Annotated in this window: 24 protein-coding genes; 11 read left to right on the forward strand and 13 right to left on the reverse strand. The window is 60.2% G+C overall.

Translation table 11 applies throughout. The features are described 5' to 3' along the window. Positions 1–110 precede the first annotated feature (110 nt). A complete protein-coding gene (locus tag IF199_RS21230; protein WP_007955704.1) occupies positions 111–1,457 on the forward strand; it encodes a class II 3-deoxy-7-phosphoheptulonate synthase in 1,347 nt (448 codons plus the stop codon). On the opposite strand, the gene IF199_RS21235 is transcribed toward IF199_RS21230, so the two are convergent. Both IF199_RS21235 and IF199_RS21240 read right to left on the reverse strand, forming a co-directional pair. Then, positions 1,454–2,701 carry a winged helix-turn-helix domain-containing protein gene (locus tag IF199_RS21235; protein ID WP_192558633.1) on the reverse strand — a complete coding sequence of 416 codons (1,248 nt, stop codon included), beginning with the start codon at positions 2,699–2,701 and terminating at the stop codon, positions 1,454–1,456. The genes IF199_RS21230 and IF199_RS21235 overlap by 4 nt on opposite strands. 64 nt (positions 2,702–2,765) lie before the next feature. Next, entirely contained in the window at positions 2,766–2,981 is a 216-nt protein-coding gene (locus tag IF199_RS21240) for a DUF1127 domain-containing protein (RefSeq protein ID WP_192558634.1), read from the reverse strand. Positions 2,982–3,078: 97 nt separating this feature from the next. On the opposite strand from IF199_RS21240, the gene IF199_RS21245 reads away from it, so the two are divergent. Beyond that, positions 3,079–3,933: a LysR substrate-binding domain-containing protein gene (locus tag IF199_RS21245; RefSeq protein WP_007955701.1), complete on the forward strand. Its 855-nt coding sequence runs from the start codon at positions 3,079–3,081 to the stop codon at positions 3,931–3,933. Here the strand turns inward: IF199_RS21245 and IF199_RS21250 are convergent. Beyond that, a complete protein-coding gene (locus IF199_RS21250) occupies positions 3,923–4,672 on the reverse strand; it encodes a sulfite exporter TauE/SafE family protein (protein ID WP_085744971.1) in 750 nt (249 codons plus the stop codon). The genes IF199_RS21245 and IF199_RS21250 overlap by 11 nt on opposite strands. A gap of 112 nt (positions 4,673–4,784) precedes the next feature. On the opposite strand from IF199_RS21250, the gene IF199_RS21255 reads away from it, so the two are divergent. The 4 genes from IF199_RS21255 (at position 4,785) to IF199_RS21270 (ending at position 8,038) form a co-directional block, all read left to right on the forward strand. Beyond that, positions 4,785–5,741 carry a LysR family transcriptional regulator gene (locus IF199_RS21255; protein WP_192558635.1) on the forward strand — a complete coding sequence of 319 codons (957 nt, stop codon included), beginning with the start codon at positions 4,785–4,787 and terminating at the stop codon, positions 5,739–5,741. Positions 5,742–5,824: 83 nt separating this feature from the next. After that, a complete protein-coding gene (locus IF199_RS21260) occupies positions 5,825–6,289 on the forward strand; it encodes a MarR family winged helix-turn-helix transcriptional regulator (protein WP_102620446.1) in 465 nt (154 codons plus the stop codon). 282 nt (positions 6,290–6,571) lie between these two features. Then, the gene (locus IF199_RS21265; RefSeq protein ID WP_041069547.1) at positions 6,572–6,991 is read left to right on the forward strand and encodes an organic hydroperoxide resistance protein; all 420 of its coding nucleotides are present in this window, start codon (positions 6,572–6,574) and stop codon (positions 6,989–6,991) included. A gap of 33 nt (positions 6,992–7,024) precedes the next feature. After that, positions 7,025–8,038 (forward strand): alpha/beta hydrolase, encoded by a 1,014-nt coding sequence (locus IF199_RS21270; RefSeq protein ID WP_192558636.1) that lies wholly within the window; start codon positions 7,025–7,027, stop codon positions 8,036–8,038. Positions 8,039–8,102: 64 nt separating this feature from the next. Here the strand turns inward: IF199_RS21270 and IF199_RS21275 are convergent, their stop codons facing one another. Continuing rightward, positions 8,103–8,672: an elongation factor P gene (locus IF199_RS21275; protein WP_096821070.1), complete on the reverse strand. Its 570-nt coding sequence runs from the start codon at positions 8,670–8,672 to the stop codon at positions 8,103–8,105. A gap of 48 nt (positions 8,673–8,720) precedes the next feature. Continuing rightward, positions 8,721–9,863, reverse strand: coding sequence for an elongation factor P maturation arginine rhamnosyltransferase EarP (gene earP / locus IF199_RS21280; RefSeq protein ID WP_192558637.1), 1,143 nt, complete (start codon positions 9,861–9,863; stop codon positions 8,721–8,723). Between the two features lie 124 nt (positions 9,864–9,987). Here earP and IF199_RS21285 point away from each other — a divergent pair, with 124 nt between their 5' ends. After that, on the forward strand, positions 9,988–10,395 hold the full coding sequence (locus IF199_RS21285) for a hypothetical protein (RefSeq protein WP_192558638.1): 408 nt from the start codon (positions 9,988–9,990) through the stop codon (positions 10,393–10,395). Positions 10,396–10,397: 2 nt separating this feature from the next. Continuing rightward, entirely contained in the window at positions 10,398–10,880 is a 483-nt protein-coding gene (locus IF199_RS21290; protein ID WP_192558639.1) for a GreA/GreB family elongation factor, read from the forward strand. Between the two features lie 22 nt (positions 10,881–10,902). On the opposite strand, the gene cysB is transcribed toward IF199_RS21290, so the two are convergent. The 5 genes from cysB to IF199_RS21315 form a co-directional block, all read right to left on the reverse strand. Continuing rightward, positions 10,903–11,877, reverse strand: coding sequence for an HTH-type transcriptional regulator CysB (cysB, locus tag IF199_RS21295; protein ID WP_007955684.1), 975 nt, complete (start codon positions 11,875–11,877; stop codon positions 10,903–10,905). Positions 11,878–11,990: 113 nt separating this feature from the next. Then, positions 11,991–12,494, reverse strand: a complete 504-nt coding sequence (locus tag IF199_RS21300; protein WP_085730577.1) for a universal stress protein — start codon at positions 12,492–12,494, stop codon at positions 11,991–11,993. Between the two features lie 98 nt (positions 12,495–12,592). Continuing rightward, positions 12,593–13,498, reverse strand: coding sequence for a 5'-nucleotidase (locus tag IF199_RS21305; protein ID WP_096821066.1), 906 nt, complete (start codon positions 13,496–13,498; stop codon positions 12,593–12,595). A 30-nt stretch (positions 13,499–13,528) separates the two neighbouring features. Then, on the reverse strand, positions 13,529–14,482 hold the full coding sequence (locus IF199_RS21310) for a putative 2-dehydropantoate 2-reductase (protein WP_425220323.1): 954 nt from the start codon (positions 14,480–14,482) through the stop codon (positions 13,529–13,531). Continuing rightward, positions 14,482–14,868 (reverse strand): thioredoxin family protein, encoded by a 387-nt coding sequence (locus IF199_RS21315; protein ID WP_192558641.1) that lies wholly within the window; start codon positions 14,866–14,868, stop codon positions 14,482–14,484. Before IF199_RS21315 ends, IF199_RS21310 begins: the two co-directional genes overlap by 1 nt. On the opposite strand from IF199_RS21315, the gene IF199_RS21320 reads away from it, so the two are divergent. Together IF199_RS21320 and IF199_RS21325 are read left to right on the forward strand one after the other, a co-directional pair. Next, entirely contained in the window at positions 14,867–15,295 is a 429-nt protein-coding gene (locus IF199_RS21320) for a PilZ domain-containing protein (RefSeq protein WP_085730573.1), read from the forward strand. The genes IF199_RS21315 and IF199_RS21320 overlap by 2 nt on opposite strands. 145 nt (positions 15,296–15,440) lie before the next feature. Next, complete coding sequence (locus tag IF199_RS21325; protein ID WP_042560279.1) at positions 15,441–16,517, forward strand: 3-deoxy-7-phosphoheptulonate synthase; 1,077 nt, start codon at positions 15,441–15,443, stop codon at positions 16,515–16,517. Positions 16,518–16,587: 70 nt separating this feature from the next. Here IF199_RS21325 and IF199_RS21330 read toward each other — a convergent pair whose 3' ends face one another. Beyond that, positions 16,588–16,869 carry a GNAT family N-acetyltransferase gene (locus tag IF199_RS21330; RefSeq protein ID WP_007955658.1) on the reverse strand — a complete coding sequence of 94 codons (282 nt, stop codon included), beginning with the start codon at positions 16,867–16,869 and terminating at the stop codon, positions 16,588–16,590. 637 nt (positions 16,870–17,506) lie between these two features. Here IF199_RS21330 and oprI point away from each other — a divergent pair. Then, complete coding sequence (oprI, locus tag IF199_RS21335; protein ID WP_003183784.1) at positions 17,507–17,758, forward strand: outer membrane lipoprotei OprI; 252 nt, start codon at positions 17,507–17,509, stop codon at positions 17,756–17,758. A 123-nt stretch (positions 17,759–17,881) separates the two neighbouring features. Here the strand turns inward: oprI and IF199_RS21340 are convergent, their stop codons facing one another. Both IF199_RS21340 and IF199_RS21345 read right to left on the reverse strand, forming a co-directional pair. Beyond that, complete coding sequence (locus IF199_RS21340; RefSeq protein ID WP_096821063.1) at positions 17,882–18,853, reverse strand: L,D-transpeptidase family protein; 972 nt, start codon at positions 18,851–18,853, stop codon at positions 17,882–17,884. 150 nt (positions 18,854–19,003) lie between these two features. Beyond that, the gene (locus tag IF199_RS21345; RefSeq protein WP_007955656.1) at positions 19,004–19,297 is read right to left on the reverse strand and encodes a hypothetical protein; all 294 of its coding nucleotides are present in this window, start codon (positions 19,295–19,297) and stop codon (positions 19,004–19,006) included. Positions 19,298–19,302 lie beyond the last annotated feature (5 nt).

Genomic DNA, 19,302 nt, shown 5'->3' on the forward strand with positions numbered 1-19,302 from the left:
ACCGCTGTGGCGCCGTGGCAAAGCGGCGATTGTCGGCGAAGCGGCGGGAGCAGGTCACGCACTAATTGCTGCTAACATGGCCGTCCGTGCGTAGAACCATAGAGACCGTGATGAGCCAACCCTGGAGCCCTGACAGCTGGCGCGCCTTGCCGATCCAGCAACAACCCCAATACCCCGACGCCGCGCACCTGCGCCAGGTCGAGCAGACGCTGGCCAGCTATCCGCCGCTGGTGTTTGCCGGTGAAGCGCGGGAGCTGCGTCGTCAGTTTGCCGAAGTCACCCAGGGCCGGGCGTTCCTGCTGCAGGGCGGCGACTGCGCGGAAAGCTTCGCCGAGTTCTCCGCCGCGAAGATTCGCGACACCTTCAAAGTGCTGCTGCAAATGGCGATCGTCATGACCTTCGCCGCCGGTTGCCCGGTGGTGAAAGTCGGGCGCATGGCCGGCCAGTTCGCCAAGCCGCGCTCGGCCAACGACGAGACCATCGACGGCGTGACCCTGCCGGCCTACCGTGGTGACATCGTCAACGGCATCGGCTTCGACTCGGCCAGCCGCGTGCCGGATCCGGAGCGTCTGCTGCAGTCCTATCACCAGTCCACCGCGACCCTCAACCTGTTGCGCGCCTTCGCCCAGGGCGGTTTTGCCGACCTGCATCAGGTGCACAAGTGGAACCTCGATTTCATCGCCAACTCGGCGCTGGCGGAGAAGTACAGCCACCTCGCCGACCGCATCGATGAGACCCTGGCCTTCATGCGTGCCTGCGGTATGGACAGCTCGCCGCAACTGCGCGAAACCAGTTTCTTCACGGCCCACGAAGCGCTGCTGCTGAACTACGAAGAAGCCTTCGTGCGCCGCGACAGCCTGACCAACGATTACTACGATTGCTCGGCGCACATGCTGTGGATCGGCGACCGCACCCGTCAGCTCGACGGCGCCCACGTCGAATTCCTGCGCGGCGTGAACAACCCGATCGGAGTGAAAGTCGGCCCGAGCATGAACCCCGACGACCTGATCCGCCTGATCGACGTGCTCAACCCGGACAACGATCCGGGCCGCCTCAACCTGATCGCACGGATGGGCGCGAACAAGGTTGGCGATCACCTGCCGGCGCTGATCCGCGCGGTGCAGCGTGAAGGCAAGCAGGTGCTGTGGAGTTCCGACCCGATGCACGGCAACACCATCAAGGCCAGCAGCGGCTACAAGACCCGCGACTTCGCGCAGATCCTTGGCGAGGTGAAGCAGTTCTTCCAGGTCCATGAAGCGGAAGGCAGCTACGCCGGCGGCATCCACATCGAGATGACCGGGCAGAACGTCACCGAGTGCATCGGTGGCGCGCGACCGATCACTGAAGATGGTTTGTCGGATCGCTATCACACCCATTGCGACCCACGGATGAACGCCGATCAGTCGCTGGAGCTGGCGTTTCTGATTGCCGAGACGCTGAAACAGGTCAAACGCTAAACCGCGATGACGTTGGCTCGGTCGTTTTCGACTTGAGCCAACGCCACCCGCAACCGCCCGGCACTTTCGCGCTGGCAATTGAGCAGCACCTGCTCCAGCCCCAACCAATCCGCCATCCGCCGCAAATTCCCCGCCAACGCCAGCATCCCCGCCTCATCCAGCCCCGGCTCTTCCTCGTGCACCGCATGCACCGCCAATCGCCCCACCGCCCGCTCGGCGCGCAGATCAACCCGCGCAGCAATCCGTTCGTTGTGCAGGAACGGCAGCACGTAATAGCCGTAGACCCGCTTGTCCTGCGGCGTATAAATCTCCAGCCGATAGCGGAAGTCGAATAACCGCTCGGTGCGACTGCGCTCCCAGATCAGCGAATCGAACGGCGACAGCAATGCGCTGGCCTCGACTTTGCGCGGGACTTTCGGTTCGGGCAGGCAGTAAGCAATCTGACGCCAGCCAGCAACTTCGCAGGTCAGCAGTTGCCCGGCCTCGACCAGCTCCGCCAGGCGCGGACGGGCATCGGCAGGGTTCAGGCGGAAGTAATCGCGCAGGTCTTTTTCCGTGCCTACGCCCAACGCCTCAGCCGCGTGCAGCAGCAAACCGCGCTGCGCCTCGGACTCATCGGGCAATGGCTGTTGCAGCACGGACGCCGGGATCACTCGTTCCGGCAGGTCATACAGCCTTTCGAAGCCGCGCCGCCCGGCCACGGTGACTTCGCCGGCGGCAAACAACCATTCCAGCGCATGTTTTTCCGCGCTCCAGTCCCACCAGGGGCCGGCCTTTTCCTCGCGGGTCGACAGGCTGCCGGCGCCCAGCGCGCCCTGCTCTTCGACCGACGCCAGCACCCGGCGAATGGTGTCTTGTTGCTCACGGCCGAAACGCGCCAGTTGCTGATAGATATCTTCGCCCCGCTTGGCTCGCTGCATGCGCCAGCCCATCAGCGGGTACATCGACAGCGGCAGCAATGACGCTTCATGGCCCCAGTATTCGAACAGCGAACGACGTCGCCCCGAACTCCAGGCAGCCTGGTCGAGCAAGTCGGAAGGATAGGAACCGAGACGGGAAAACAGCGGCAGGTAGTGCGAGCGCACCACAGCGTTGACGGAGTCGATCTGCAACAGGCCGAGGCGTTCGATCAGCCGGTTGACGTGCATCGCCTTGACAGCCGGCGGCTGGCGCCCGTGAAACCCTTGGGCAGCCAGTGCCAGACGTCGAGCCTGTTTAAGGGAAAAGGACAATGTCGCGGGCATGTGTTCCTCCATGTCTGCTCGCAACCTACCTCACCTGAAAGTGGTTTGTGTAGCGATGGCCTCATCATTTATGCATCGGATCGTCCCAGAACGGCCGAATTGCTTCGTGCTCGACATCGGCACGGCTGACCCCGATGTCCTTCAACGCTTCGTCGCTCAGACTGGCGAGCAGCTCGCGTTCGCGGTGAAGTTCGTACCAGCGGCTAAACTTGTGCAGCAGATCGGAAATCAGATGGACCGGCATTTTTTCATCGCTCACATACAGTTTTTGACCTTTCATCGTGTTGCCCTCCTTTAGGGATGGCTCAAGTCTCGCGCCAGGGCTACGATCAATCCAACGAATGTTTCTGATGGCAAGCATCACGGAGATTCATCAATTGTCGGCGTACCCCAGTATCGATACCGATGTCCTGCGTACCTTTGTCGCAATTGCCGATCAGGGCGGTTTTACCCGCGCCGGCGAAATGGTGAACCGCACTCAGTCGGCGGTGAGCATGCAGATGAAGCGTCTGGAAGAGGACGTGTTGCAGCGCCAGCTGTTCGAGCGCGACGGGCGTCAGGTGCGCCTCACCGCCGAAGGCCAAGTGTTGCTCGGCTACGCACGGCGCATCCTGAAATTGCACAGTGAAGTCTTCAACACCTTGCGCGAGCCGCACATGGTCGGCACGGTGCGGATCGGTACGCCGGACGATTACGTGATGCGGTTTCTGCCGGGGATCCTGTCGCGCTTCGCTCAGTTCTACCCGCTGATCCAGATCGAAGTGCATTGCGAGTCGACCAAACAGTTGCTGCAACGCACGGACCTGGATCTGTCGATCGTCACCCGCGAGCCGGGCAACGAGATTGGCCAGTTGCTGCGCAAGGAGCGCTTTGTCTGGGCCGAGGCGCAGAACTTCAGCGCCCACGAGCAGACGCCGTTGCCGCTGGCGATGTTCAACAGTGATTGTTTCTGTCGACTGTGGGCCTGCAATGCGCTGGACGCCATGGGCCGTGAATACCGGATTGCCTACAACAGCACCAGCCTGTCGGCGTTGATGGCGGTGGTGAGCGCGGGTCTGGCGATCACCGCGCAACTGGAAAGCCTGATTACCCCGGACCTGCGGATTCTCGGTGCCGCCGAAGATCTGCCGCTGTTGCCCGAAGCCAGCATCATGCTGATCCGCAATCTGAACAATCCGTCGCCGATCACCGAATGCCTGGCCGAGCACATCGTCGAAGGCTTCAAACTTTAAAGGCGAGCATCACCGCACACAGCACCAGGAACCCGCAGAACAGCCCACGCAGGAGTTTTTCCGGCATCGCGTGGGCCACCTTCACGCCCCAACTGATACTGGCCAGACCGCCGATGGCCAGCGGCAGGCCGATCATCCAGTCCACTTCGTGGTGCACCGCGTACGTCACCAGCGTGACACCGGTGCTCGGCAATGCCAGCGCCAGCGACAGGCCTTGAGCGACCACCTGAGTGGTGCCGAACAGGCTGGTCAGCACCGGCGTCGCCACCACTGCCCCACCGACACCGAACAGACCGCCCATGGTGCCCGACGCCGCGCCGAGCACGCCCAGCCACGGCCATGAATAACGCATCTCGGAAGTCGCCGCCGGACGCGCGCCGAACATGCGCACGAGGTTGTACGCTGACAACGCCACAAGGAACGCGACAAAACCGATGCGCATGGTTTGCGCGTCGATGCCCACGGCCCAGATCGAGCCGATCCACGCAAAACAGAACCCCATCACCGCCAGCGGCAACGCATGCCGGAGTTCGATGCGGTTGCGCTGGTGATAACGCCACAGCGCCAGCATCACGTTCGGCACCACCATTACCAGCGCCGTGCCTTGGGCGATCTGCTGATCGAGCCCGAACCACACGCCCAGCAGCGGAATGGCGATCAAGCCGCCGCCGATGCCGAATATCCCACCCAGGGTGCCGAGGGCGGCGCCAAACAACAGGTACAGCAAAAACTCGATCACAGCAGAATTCCTCATACGTCAGGGGATTAATCCTACGCAGTCGGCGCTGGCACGGAAACGCACAGCAACGCACAATGGCTGTGCCAAATCCGCATAGGCACTGAGCTGATTCATGAATCCCAATCAATTGACCGAACAACTCGGGCTGTTTCTCGATGTGCTGGAGAGTGGCAGTTTTTCCGCCGCCTCACGCCGGCATCCGCTGACGCCATCGGCCGTCGCCCGGCGTATCGACAGCCTGGAAAGCGCTGTCGGCAGCCAGTTGTTCATCCGCAGCACTCATGCGGTGCGCGCCACACCGGCCGGTCTGGCGTTTGCCGAACGGGCGCGGCGGATTGTTGCCGAACTGCAACTGGCCCGCGCTGAAGCCGTTTCCCTGAGCAGCGCGCCGGAAGGCTTGATCCGGGTGGATGCGCCGGCAGCGTTCGGGCGTCGGCATCTGGCGCCGGTGATTGCCGATTTTCTGGTGCTGTATCCGGGGCTGGACGTGCAGCTGCATCTGATCGACAGCTTCGTCGACATGGACGGCTCGAACCTGGGCAAGGTCGATCTGGTGTTGCGCGCCGGGCAAATGGCCGATACCCGACTGGTCGCCACACCGCTGGCGAGCATGGTGCGCATCGCTTGCGCCAGTCCCGACTATCTCAAGCGTCGGGGTGTGCCGAGCGAGCCGGCACAACTGGGTGAACATGACGGCCTCGATTGGGACGGCCTCGCCCCGCCCTTCGCCTGGCGATTCGAACAGGACGGGCAGATGCAGTTGCACCGCCCGGCGCGGATCCGCATGAGCGCCAACAACGCCGAGGCTCTGGTGTGCGGTGCACTTGCGGGCCTCGGGATCGCGCATCTTCCGACCTGGCTGGCGAGCGAATACCTGTTGCGTGGCGAACTGCTGCCGCTGTTCTGTGACAACGGCCTGCCAAAACCGGAGAGCACCGGCATCTACGCGCTGCGGCTGGAACAACAGGCCAGCTCCCGCAGCCGCCTGCTGCTGGAATACCTCAAGACCCGCTTCAGCCCCGTGCCACCGTGGGATCTGGCACTGCAACGGGAGCTGGGCCGGCACTGACCGATTCGCCACCGGGCACAATTGTCTGGCGCATTAAAGATTCGAGCGCTAGATTCATCTGCATCACTGTTCAAGGCACCGACATGACCACCACCCGCGACACCACTGACCACTGCGAAGAGCTGCTGCTCGACAATCAGGCCTGCTTCGCCCTGCATTCCACTTCGCTGATGATGACCAAGGTCTACAAACCGCTGTTGCAAGCGCTTGGCCTGACCTATCCGCAGTATCTGGCGATGATGGTGCTGTGGGAGAAGGATGGTTTGACCGTCGGAGAAATCAGCACGCGCCTGCTGACCGATCCGGGTTCGCTGACCCCGCTGCTCAAGCGCCTGGAAGGTGAAGGTTTGCTGAGCCGAACTCGAAGCCGCGAGGATGAACGGGTGGTGATCGTCGAATTGACCGCACAGGGCCGCGCCTTGAAAGACAAGGCCCGGACCGTTCCGCAATGCATTCTGGGGGCCAGTGGCTTCACGCTGGAGCGCCTGCAAAACCTGCAAGCCGAGTTGCAGGCCTTGCGCGGTCATTTGCAGGACAGCCTCACTTAAGCCTCCCCCCTTCCCTGTAGGAGCGACCTCGCACCTACAGGGAAATCGCGCCTTTCTCTGCTTTCCCCCTCTCCCGCAAAATTTTTTCTCTCTCGTTTTCCCTTCGTAAAAACCTTTCATATCAAATAGTTGAGATCTCTTCTCAGCCTGATCCATGTCTCGGCTTCATCATTTTCCAAAAATTTATCTTGCGCGCTAAATATTCGCACAGTACATTTACTTCGCACCTAGTTAGCGCGCAAATAATTAGCGCAATAAATCACACTCAATGAGGCTCACACCATGCAAACTCTCTACACCGCAATCGCAACCTCCACTGGCGGCCGTGACGGTCGTGCGATCTCCAGCGACAACATTCTCGACGTCAAACTGGCCACTCCGAAAGAACTCGGCGGTGCCGGCGGCGCAGCCACCAACCCTGAGCAACTGTTCGCTGCCGGCTACTCGGCCTGCTTCATCGGCGCGCTGAAATTCGTTGCCAGCCAGACCAAACGCAAAATCCCGGACGACGCCTCGATCACCGCTCACGTCGGCATCGGTCAGATTCCTGGTGGTTTCGGTCTGGACATCGACCTGCACATCAACCTGCCGGGCCTGGAACAGGCTGACGCACAAAGCCTGGTCGACGCCGCCCACCAGGTCTGCCCGTACTCCAACGCCACCCGTGGCAATGTCGATGTGCGCCTGCACGTCACCGTGTAATCACTGACACCCAGGCCCGAACAGGAAATGAACATGAACACTTTCAGCAAAGTCTTGACCGGTACCCTTCTCGCCCTGTCCGTTCACAGCGCATTCGCCGGTGACGTCGAGCACAACACTCAGGCGTTCCTCGATGTGCTGAACGCCGGCACCGGCAAACCGATGGAACAACTGACGCCCAAGGATGCCCGCGCCGTACTGACGGGCGCACAGTCCGGGGTCAAACTGACGCTGCCCAAGGCAGACGTCAGCGAGAAGACCATCCAGGTCGATGGCCAACCGTTGAGCCTGACCATCGTCCGGCCGGCCGGGGTCAAGGGTGAGCTACCGGTGTTCATGTTCTTCCACGGCGGCGGCTGGGTGCTGGGAGATTTCCCGACCCACGAACGTCTGGTGCGGGATCTGGTGGTCGGCTCGGGGGCGGCGGCGGTGTTCGTCAACTACACCCCTTCGCCGGAAGCGCATTACCCGGTGGCGATCAACCAGGCTTACGCGGCAACCAAATGGGTGGCCGAACACGGCAAAGAGATCAACGTCGACGGCAAGCGTCTGGCGGTGGCGGGCAACAGTGTCGGCGGTAACATGGCGGCAGTCGTCGCCTTGATGGCCAAGGACAAAGGCACGCCAGCGATCAAGTTCCAGGTGCTGTTGTGGCCGGTGACTGATGCCGGTTTCGACACCGGTTCGTATAACCAGTATGCCGAGGGGCACTTCCTCACCCGAAACATGATGAAGTGGTTCTGGGACAACTACACCACCGACGCCAACCAGCGTAACGAGATCTACGCCTCGCCGCTGCGGGCCACGACCGCGCAATTGAAAGGTCTGCCGCCCGCACTGGTCCAGACTGCGGGGGCCGACGTGTTGCGTGACGAAGGTGAAGCCTACGCCCGCAAACTCGACGAAGCCGGCGTGCCGGTGACCTCGGTGCGCTACAACGGCATGATCCACGACTACGGTTTGCTCAACGTGGTCAGCCAGGTGCCGGCGGTGCGCTCGGCGATGTTGCAGGCCTCGGAAGAACTGAAACAACACCTGAAGCAGTAATTTTCATCAGCACAAAAAAGCCCGACTCAATGGTCGGGCTTTTTCTTTCCGCAAAAACCAGTGCTTATTTGGCACGGCCTTTGTAGGAACCGCCTTCGCGGGTATCGATCTCGATCTTGTCACCGATTTCGATGAAGTCGGCAACCTGCAGCTCAGTACCGTTGCTCAGCTTGGCTGGCTTCATGACTTTGCCGGAAGTGTCGCCACGAGCCGAACCTTCGGTGTAGTCAACTACGCGCACGATGGTGGTCGGCAGTTCTACGGAAACCAGACGCTCTTCGAAGAACACGGCTTCGCAAACGTCGGTCATGCCTTCTTCAACGAAAGGCAGAACGCTTTCGATGTCTTCGGCGTTCAACTCGTACATGGTGTAGTCGCTGGTGTCCATGAACGTGTAGGTGTCACCGCTGATGAAGGACAGGGTCGCTTCTTTGCGGTCCAGGATCACGTCGTCCAGCTTGTCGTCCGCACCGTAAACGGTTTCGGTCTTGTAACCGGTCAGCAGGTTCTTCAGCTTGGTCTTCATGATCGCGCTGTTACGGCCCGATTTGGTGAATTCAGCTTTCTGAACCAGCCAAGGATCGTTGTCGATACGGATCACGGTACCGGGTTTGAGTTCTTTACCAGTTTTCATTGCGAATATCCGAATTTGGATGGGATTTACAAAAATCTAGGCCGCGTATCATATCCAATTTCGGTAAAACTGTACCAGCGCCGTCGCAAGATCGGCCTGCAAGGCCTGTTCCAGACACCATGCTTCGGCATTTTTCTGCAGTTCGGGCCAGTATTTACGGGCCTCAAGCCAGTGCTCGCCGATAGGCTGCCCGGCACTCCAGGCTCGCCAGAGACCGTTCATCGCCTCGGCAGCTTCCGTCGAAAGGCCTTTTCCATAGAGCGCGAGGAAGGCATCGAGCTTGTCCAGATGGATATCTTCGTCCTGCTGATAGATGTGCCACAACATCGGCCGCCCTGCCCACTGCGCCCGGATGAACGAGTCTTCGCCGCGCACCGCGTTGAAATCGCAGCACCACAGCAGTTGATCGTATTGATCCTGACGGACGAACGGCAGCACCTGCACAATCAGCGATCGATCGACATGCACAGCGCCGACAGCCAGCGAGTCGACGCCGAGCCAGCGCGCGACATCACCGAGAATCCGCCCTTCCGGCACCAGCAGATGAGTGGGCGTCGAATCGGCCGCGAGTACATCCAGCCAACTGGCGAGCCCGGCATTCTCGTAGGCGAACAGCGAAATCAGTTGCGTACCGGGTGCAGGATCGACCCCCAACGCCTGCAGGAATTGTCGCTGCGACTCGGGATCCTGCTGAAACCGCTGACGTCGCTCAAGCAATCCGCTTTCACGCAATAACCCGCCAGTGCCCGCCTGGAATCCCGGGAAGAAAAAGATCTTCTGCACGGACTTGTACTTCACCGAAGGCAGGCCGTGGCAGCCGGCCACCCAGTCTTCGGCGCTGAGATAGTCGAGGTTCATCCACAATGGCGGCTTTTCCCGCTCGGCCATGGCATCCATGTAGGCACCCGGCAACTGGCAGGCGAACGCGGCGATCGCTACATCGGCGGCGTCCGTTTCCGGCCATTCTGCCGGCCAGTGCCGGACTTCAACGCCCTGTTGCCATTGCGCGTCGAGATTGATGTCGAGTTCCGGGCAAATCCGTTCGAACGCGCGCAGATCATCGACCCACAGCCGCACTGCCAATGCATGCTCGGCCACCAGTTGCCGGGCCAGACGCCAGGTCACCCCGATGTCGCCGTAGTTGTCGACCACGGTGCAAAAGATGTCCCAGCGGGTTTTCAGTTGCGGCATTCAAGACTCCCGTTGGCAAAAGCGACGATTGTCCGCATAAATGTGTGCGTGCAGAAGAGCCGACGACGATTAATCTTCGTGCGACAATCGCCACTTGCCCGCAATCATCCGCCAGGAGGCAGCCATGCCCTACCGCCCAAACCCGCGCCGCCCCTTGCCTGTTCAGCTTAGCGCGCTGCAATTGACCGGCAGCATTGCCCTGGGCCTGTGGCTGGGTTTCCTGGCCATTGCGCTGACTGGCTGGCTCGCCTCACGCTTTCTCTTCAATGAACAACTGGCGCCAGTTGCCCAGGCCGTACAACAACTGGCCAATCCACCGGCGGTACGAGCGGTGCCGGATATTCCTCCACAAAGCCCGTTGTTCGAGCAGTACGAAGAAAACCTGCGCAAGAACGAACAACAAAACCGTCTCGATCAGGCCCGCAGCAGCACGCGCAACCAGTCGAATCCTAAATGCCAGTTCTGGCTCCAGCAGGATCAGACGGCCCCAAGCGAAAAAAGCCGCGCCAACGTCCTGCAATTCTGCGATTGATCATGAACAAGCACGCCGTCCATCAACTGATTCTCGACAAACTGCGCGTCGACCTCGATATCGCCGAACGCGCCGCGCAAACCGCTTACGAAACCGCGACCCACGAAGAGAACATCGCCGAAAACAAGTACGACACCCTGGGACTTGAGGCGTCGTACCTGGCAGCCGGGCAAGCGAAACGGGTCGAGGAGATCCGCCAGTCACTGGCGGTCTGCCAGAACCTGACACTTCGGGCCTATGACGATCAACGCGGAATTGAAATCGGCGCCCTGCTCGGTCTGGAAGACGAAAAGGGTCGCGAGCAATGGCTGTTTCTGGCGCCGGATGCGGCGGGACTGAAAGTCGACGTGGTCGGTCAGCCAATTACCGTCATCACCCCGCGCTCGCCGCTGGGCAAAAGCCTGCTGGGCAAGTTCGAAGGTGATGAGGTGGAGATTCTGGTGACGGGCACCCGGCAACAGTTTGCTGTCACCGAGGTGCTGTAGACAGGGGCTCAGCGACAGGGGCTTAGTGAACCGGCAGTTCAACGCCTTCGAACAGTTCTTCGAGTTCCTGCTTGTTGTGGCACTGAATGGCCTTGGCCATGACTTCGCGGGTCAGGTGTGGCGCGAATTTCTCGATGAAGTCGCACATGAAACCACGCAGGAAAGTGCCGCGACGGAAACCGATCTTGGTCACGCTGGACTCGAACAGTTCGCTGGCATCAAGCACCACCAGGTCGTTGTCGAGTTTGGTATCGACGGCCATTTTCGCCACGATGCCAACACCCAGCCCCAGGCGCACGTAGGTTTTGATCACGTCGGCGTCGGCAGCGGTGAACACTACTTTCGGCGTCAGGCCACGATGGCTGAAAGCCTCGTCGAGTTTCGAACGGCCGGTGAAGCCGAACACGTAAGTCACGATCGGGTATTCGGCCAGCGCTTCGAGGGTCAGCTTCGGCAGCTTGGTCAGCGGATGACCCTGAGGCACGACCACGCAGCGGTTCCAGCGGTAGCACGGCATCATCACCAGATCGCCGAACAGCTCCAGCGCTTCGGTGGCGATGGCGAAATCCACGGTGCCGTCAGCGGCCATTTCGGCGATCTGCATCGGCGAACCCTGGTGCATGTGCAGCGCCACGTCCGGGTATTGCTTGATGAAATTGCTGATCACCGGCGGCAGTGCATAACGTGCCTGGGTGTGAGTGGTGGCGATCGAGAGGGTGCCTTTTTTCTCGTTGGAGAATTCCTGGGCGATCTGCTTGATGCTCTCGACCTTGCGCAGAATCTCACCGGCGGTGGTGATGATGCGCTCGCCGGCCGGAGTGACGCGGGTCAGGTGCTTGCCACTGCGGGCGAACACTTCGACGCCCAGTTCGTCTTCCAGCAGACGGATTTGCTTACTGATGCCCGGTTGCGAGGTGTAGAGACTTTGGGCTGTAGCGGAAACGTTGAGGTCGTGGTGCGCCACTTCCCAGATGTAGCGCAATTGTTGAAGCTTCATATGAATCCCTCAAAGCAGGTAGACGCCACGGGCATCAGCGACGGTATATAACTATATTAATGGTTTGAAGAATAAATCTAGAACTTTTTTATCAAAACGCCATTATTCCCGCCTCAGCGATCCTCCCGACGCCGACGCTCCACCAGCGGCACCATATAAACCGGCACCTTGGACAATTGCAGCAAGCGAGTCGCCGTGCGCCCCAACGGTGTTTCCGCCCCAACCCCGTGGCTGTGACTTCCTACGATCAGCAAATCGACGGAGAGTTTCTGTACCTGGTCGAGAATCACCTGCGACGGATCACCCTGCAGCACCCGCACCGCACGAATCCGCAGCAGATCCTGCTCGCCTTCGTCCCCCAGTTCTTCGCGAAAACTGTCCAGCACCCGCTGCTCGATATTGGCGATGACGGTTTTCAGACCCTGACTGTGAAATTCGTTCAACGCCTGCTCGTCGAGATAGCTCTGCAACACCGATTCGGCAAACAGCCCCATGGGTTCCACCGCGTGCACCACATACAAGTCGGCATTGAATATTCGAGCCATCGCCAAGGCATGCTGCATCACTAACGGTGCGTACAGACCGAGGTCAGTGGCATACAGCATCGAACGAATCATATGACCTCCTCGCTAGCCAACATGGCGGAGATTTGATTCAGCTTAGCAGTGCCTTGGCGAGTACGACGTGCGACGCAACGTCTTGAACCACGTGGGCTTTAGACCGCCGGTTCGTTGCTGATGCCGTGCGGGACATGGCCGGTGGCAACCACCTCCCGGGCCAGCTCGCAGTGACCGGCCTGATCGTCGAAAAACACGTCGGCGGCAAAGGCTTCGAGGAACGCCGATTTGGTCAGGCCGCCGAGGAACAGCGACTCGTCCAGACGGATGTCCCACTCGCGCAAAGTGCGGATCACCCGCTCGTGAGCCGGTGCCGAACGCGCCGTGACCAGCGCGGTGCGGATCGGACAGGCGTCGTCCGGGAACTCGCGCTGCAACAGATTGAGCGCCGCGAGGAAGCCTTTGAACGGCCCGCCACGCAACGGCTCACGAGCGGATTCACGCTCCTTGGCCTGGAAGGCTTCGAGCCCACCGGATTGATAGACCCGCTCCGATTCGTCGGAAAACAGCACCGCATCGCCGTCGAAGGCGATGCGCAATTCATCGCTGGCCGCACGGCTGGCGCCGCCGGAAAGAATGGTCGCTGCCGCAAAGCCGTTATCCAGCGCCGAGCGCACGTCTTCGGCGTGGGTGGAAAGAAACAGGTCGCAACCGAACGCTTTGAGATAAGGATAAGGACTGCGCCCGCCGACAAACGCCGCGCGGGAAATCGCCAGACCATAATGATCGATCGAGTTGAACACCCGCAGGCCGGTGTCGGCACTGTTGCGCGACACCAGAATCACCTCGACCCGGGCGCGACCGAGGCGACTGTTGAGGTTGAGCAGTTTTTCCACCAGCGGAAAGGCATCGCCCGGCGCGAGGATTTCGTCTTCGTGCTCGATCTGATATTGCCGATAGGCTTCGACACCGCTCGACAGATACACCTTGTGACTCTCGCTCAGGTCGAACAGGGCACGGGACGAAATCGCCAGCACCAGTTTGTCATCGATGTTCTTGGCCATGCCTTCCCCCAGATCCTTTCAAAAACCGACTCAGGTGTTACGCCGGTCGATAAAACGCAAATTGCGGTACAACGCTTCGATGCGCGGCAGCTCGCAACCTGCCGCTTTTGCCGCCGCCAAGGGTCGAGCGTAGATGGCGTCCAGCTCCAGCGGTCGTTTGTGCAGAAAATCGTGGTACATGCTCGGCCAATAGTCGGGCATTTTCTCGGTCATCATGAACAGGTACTCGGCGTAACCGGGCGGCATGTCATGACCACAGGCTTTGGCGCCCTGCACCACTTCGGCCATCAACGCCTGAATCAGTATGCGGCTGTCGGCATCGGCCATCAGCGGTGTGGTGCTCGCACCGAGCAGCACCGAAAGACCATTGTAGGGAATGTTCCAGACCAGTTTCTGCCAGCGCGCCTGATGCAGGTTCGGCATGGCCTGGGAGTCGATGCCCGCAGTGCGGAACAGTCCGACGCCCTCCTCGACGATCGCCATGCGCGCCGCATCATCGGCTGCCGGGCCGCTGTGATAACCCACGTTCACCGCCCCAAGCGCCTGATGGGTGATGTGGCCCGGGCCTTCCCGGTGAACGCAGATCAGGCACAAGCCGCCCAGCAAGTGCAGTGAATCGGGCAGCAACGCGCGAAGACTGTCCTCGACGTCCAGGCCGTTCTGCAGCACCAGCACTTTGGCATCGGGTTTGGCCGCCTGAATGATCGACGGCGCCAGCCTGGCATTGCTGGTGGTCTTGGCGCCGACCAGCAACCAGTCACAGGGCGGCATGTCTTCAGCCGAGGAATAGGCCTGCACCGGATTCAGCGTCAGCGTGCCGTGAACCGCACTGTCCACCTGCAAACCACGTTCGGCGACGGCGGAAAACTCGCTGCGCAGTAAAAAGTGCACATCGAACCCGGCCCGAGCCAGCATCAAGCCGTAAAACCCTCCAATTGCGCCGGTACCGATAATCCCCACGACCGGTCTGTTCACTGCTCCCATCACGGCAACTCCTCTGCAATTCGACCCAGCGCCTGGGCCACGGCTGCGTTCAGCTCCGTGGCGTTCAAGCGCGTGTGTACTGCCCCAAAGAACTCGCCGTCGCGCACCACGAACAGCGCCGGCAAATGAAAGACCTGATAACGCTCGACCAGCCCGCCGTTGTTGCCGGCGTCGATCCAGCACACGCGATCGACCGCCAGATCGAACCCTGGCAACACCTCGCGGGCATAGCGGCAACTCGCGCAGCCGACGCTGGTGAAAATCACCAGCGAAATGCCGTTCATCGCCAGCAGCCGTTGGTCGGCGTCGAAATCGGTCAGTTCCGATTCGAACACTATACTGGGGGAAACAATGTCAAATGGCCGACACAGGGAGTCTGTGCTCATGGGACGGTTTATTCCTCATCCGGATGATGTGCCCGTCGAATTAACGTTGCTCAAACCTGAGTGCATTTCGCGGCAACAGCTGCACACTATCAGCCTCGGCGGCATCGCTTGCAATTACCACCGCGCCTGGCGTCATGGCACCGCGCTGCAAGTGCGCATGCCCACACTCAATGCCGACTTCGCCTATCCGGGCTATGTGGCCTGGTGCTTGCGCCGTAAAAAAGGTTATCTGGTGGGCATTGCGTTCACCGATGAGCAAACGCTGTTCAGTGCGCGAATGGGTGAGCAGGTGTGTCAGATCGAGCGTTATTGCCGAATCAACGATGCCCACGATGACCTGCAGGATATCCAGGCGCGAGCGCTGCAATGGGTCGAGCAGCACGCCGAAGAGTTCTCCCACGACAGCGTTCGCAAGGCTTTTGCGTAACCAGAGCTGGACTGAACAGTGACTTGCCCATTGTCTAGCAGGCGTCTAACGCGATAAGGTTCGGCTCCCCGACGCGCTTAAATCTGCTGTGCTCCGCCGCGCGGGGATCGCTGGCGGCCGGCACCCGTGACCTGACGAGTAAACGATGGCTGATTTACCGATCAACGACCTAAACGTCGCCTCCAACGAGACACTGATCACTCCCGATCAGCTCAAGCGTGATATCCCTCTGAGCGACGCTGCCCTGCGCACCGTCACCAAGGGTCGCGAAGTCATCCGCAACATTCTCGATGGCACCGACCACCGTCTGTTCGTGGTCATCGGGCCTTGCTCGATCCACGACATCAAGGCTGCCCACGAGTACGCCGAGCGCCTGAAGGTGCTGGCGGCGGAAGTGTCGGACACCTTGTATCTGGTCATGCGCGTGTACTTCGAAAAACCGCGTACCACCGTCGGCTGGAAAGGCCTGATCAACGACCCGTACCTGGACGACTCGTTCAAGATCCAGGACGGTCTGCACATCGGTCGCCAGTTGCTGCTGGACCTGGCCGAGAAAGGTCTGCCGACCGCCACCGAAGCCCTCGACCCGATCTCCCCGCAGTACCTGCAGGATCTGATCAGCTGGTCGGCCATCGGCGCCCGCACCACCGAATCCCAGACCCACCGCGAGATGGCTTCCGGCCTGTCCTCGGCGGTCGGTTTCAAGAACGGCACCGACGGCGGCCTGACCGTGGCGATCAACGCCTTGCAGTCAGTCTCCAGCCCGCACCGTTTCCTGGGCATCAACCAGGAAGGTGGCGTGTCGATCGTCACCACCAAGGGCAACGCCTACGGTCACGTGGTATTGCGCGGCGGCAACGGCAAGCCGAACTACGATTCGGTCAGCGTTGCCCTGTGCGAACAGGCGCTGAACAAGGCGAAGATCAAGCCGAACATCATGGTCGATTGCAGCCACGCCAACTCCAACAAGGATCCGGCCCTGCAACCGCTGGTGATGGAGAACGTCGCCAACCAGATCCTCGAAGGCAACCAGTCGATCATCGGCCTGATGGTCGAGAGTCACCTGAACTGGGGTTGCCAGGCGATTCCGAAAGACCTCGCCGACCTGCAATACGGCGTCTCGATCACCGATGCCTGCATCGACTGGTCGGCCACCGAAAACACCTTGCGCAGCATGCACGCCAAGCTCAAGGATGTGCTGCCGAAACGTCAGCGCAGCTGATAGCCGTTTCGCAGGCATAAAAAAACGCCGGGCATTGCCCGGCGTTTTTGTGTGTGCGGTGTGAGGTCAGTCAGATCTTGGCGGTGCGCCGCTGATGACGCTCCATGTAGCGCTCCACGTAGGAGCACGACGGAATCACCGTGTAGCCCATTTCATCGGCGTACTGCAGCGCCCGTTCGGTCAGGGCTGCCGCGATGCCTCGGCCACGCAATGCGTTGGGCACGAAGGTGCGGTAGATATCCAGGGTCTGTTTCCCCAGATCCATATAGGTCAGGTAGGCACGATGACCGTCCACATTGGTCTCGAACTGATGACCAGCCTGGTCATGGTGGATGGACAACGCCTCGCTCATCACTACTCCTCGCGGGTCTCGAATTCTGACCCCTACCTTACCGATGTTTTCCCGGCGAAGGAACATCTACGCCACCCCGTGCCTGATGGACACCGAGAAGAACTGCACCGATCTCGCGCAACCCGAGCACGTATCAAATAGTAGGCACCAATGGCGAAAATGCTCAAGGCGCACTCGTCATCGTGCTGATTGACGGGGCAGCTCCGGTGGACTCAGGGCCGGTTCGGGAGAAGCTCGTCCCGAGCCGAAAGGCTGAACATCGCCGGATGTTGAGACTTAAGACGTGCCTGGTTTTTTAAAGTCACCTGAACATGGACAAAGATAGGTGAGACGCTGCACAAAAACGCAACAAAAGTGTGGACGAATCCATATAGACAGACTCTAGCCACTACCCGCAAAACAGCACCTGACCACGGGAACTTTTTCTCATTAACTCGCTCATCTCGGGCCTTGCAGCTGAATATTTTTTATACAACCCAGTTAAAAGTTGCTCGAAAAAGAATCAACGCCTACAATTTTTTTTGCTTCTTGCCTTACGTCAGTTTACTTACTACAAGTAATGGGTAGTATGTACGCCGGCTATTTCCTCAATCGGAGGAGACAGCCACTTAATTGAAAGTCCTTGAAGGGGAACACGATGAACAACGTTCTGAAATTCTCTGCTCTGGCTCTGGCCGCAGTTCTGGCTACCGGTTGCAGCAGCGCATCGAAAGAAACCGAAGCACGTCTGACCGCTACTGAAGACGCAGCTGCTCGCTCCCAGGCTCGTGCAGACGAAGCTTACCGTAAAGCTGATGAAGCTCTGGCTGCTGCTCAAAAAGCACAACAGACTGCTGACGAAGCTAACGAGCGTGCTCTGCGCATGCTGGAAAAAGCTAGCCGCAAGTAATAGTCCTTCGGGATTGTTATCAAGCCGACCCGTTTTTCGGGTCGGCTTTTTTTTGCCTGAAATTTTCTTCATGCAATAAAAAACCCGCCGACGCGCAAGCATCGGCGGGTTCTTTTTATCGGCTTACTGCTGCAAGTCGATCGGTGCGCTGGAGACGATCGGCGCCGAGGTGTTCGGCGTGCCGATTTCGGTTGGCAGGCCATCTTCGGCCGCGACTACATCACGGACGACATCCCAGTTCATGCGCAGGTTGTTGGTGATGTCTTCGCGCTTGAGCATCGCGTTGATCACGGCGGTGTGCTTGTCGACCACTGACGGGTTGCCCTTGTCGTCGATCGGTGTGTGCGCTTCCAGGTAGACCTTGCCACCACTGCGACCGAACTTGTACGCATCGTTGAGGATTCGCACCGACGTGCCCACCGGCACCATGCCGGCCATTTCCAGCACGTTGTTGTTGAACATGCGGAAGCAGCCGTGGCTGGTGCGCATGCCGATGCCGAACTTCTTGTTCGAACCGTGGATCAGGTAGCCCGGTGTGCCCAGGGTGAACTTGAACGGGCCCAGCGGGTTGTCCGGACCAGCCGGCACCACGTTCGGCAGCGGATCGCCATCGGCGGCGTGTTCAGCCTTGATCGAGGCTGGCGGTGTCCAGGTCGGATTCGGCGTCTTGGCGGTGATCGTGGTGTGGGCGATTGGCGAGCCCCAGCCTTCGCGACCGATACCCAGCGGGAAGGTGTACACCACGTTCCGGCCTTTCGGGTAGTAGTAGAGGCGGTACTCGGCCAGGTTGATCACGATGCCTTCACGTGGACCCGGCGGCAGGATGAAACGGGTCGGCAGGACCACTTCGGTGCCCGCACCCGGCAACCAGGCATCGACGCCCGGATTGGCCGCGACCATTTCCGAATAGCCCAGATCGTAGGTGGTGCCCAAATCGGCAAAGGTGTCTTCGTACTTGGCCTTGATCACCTGCACCTGGCCGATGATGTCTTCACCAGGTGGTGGCAGGGGAAACTCCAATGCGGCAACGGGGCCGGCCACACACAGGGCGGCAAGAGACAGGCAGCGGGTGACGGCAGGGAAACGCGGCAACATCCGGAGAATCCTTCGCAAGATCGACAAGGGTATAAGAACGCGATTGTACACCGCGCCCAGGGAATTCGGGGAGATGCGCCGATGGGCAGGCAGAACTCTTCATAATTGAAGCCACCGCCAGGTCGGGCTGCGTTCGGAAGATGCTTGCGCTTAAAGCTCGAAACGCAGCTCAGGCCAGATCGGCGAGGTTCCACGCTTCTGCGATTCGAGAATCGCCCGGCACAGCGAGCACAGGCGCTGATCCTGAAACACCCGGCGATCCACGCTCGACCAGCGCGGTTGCGCCGGCAGCAGACTGCCGCACAGGGTTCGGTCAGCCGAGCCACCGAGCTCCAATTGACGGGTCACCAGATGCACCCGCACTTCCTGGCAGGCGAACAGATCCAGCTGCTCGTCAGGCTCGATCAGTTGGTAGGCAAACAGGGACCAGGCAGAACGCGGCATCGGGG

It is taken from the genome of Pseudomonas allokribbensis (assembly GCF_014863605.1).
GTDB classification, from domain to species: Bacteria; Pseudomonadota; Gammaproteobacteria; order Pseudomonadales; family Pseudomonadaceae; genus Aquipseudomonas; species Aquipseudomonas allokribbensis.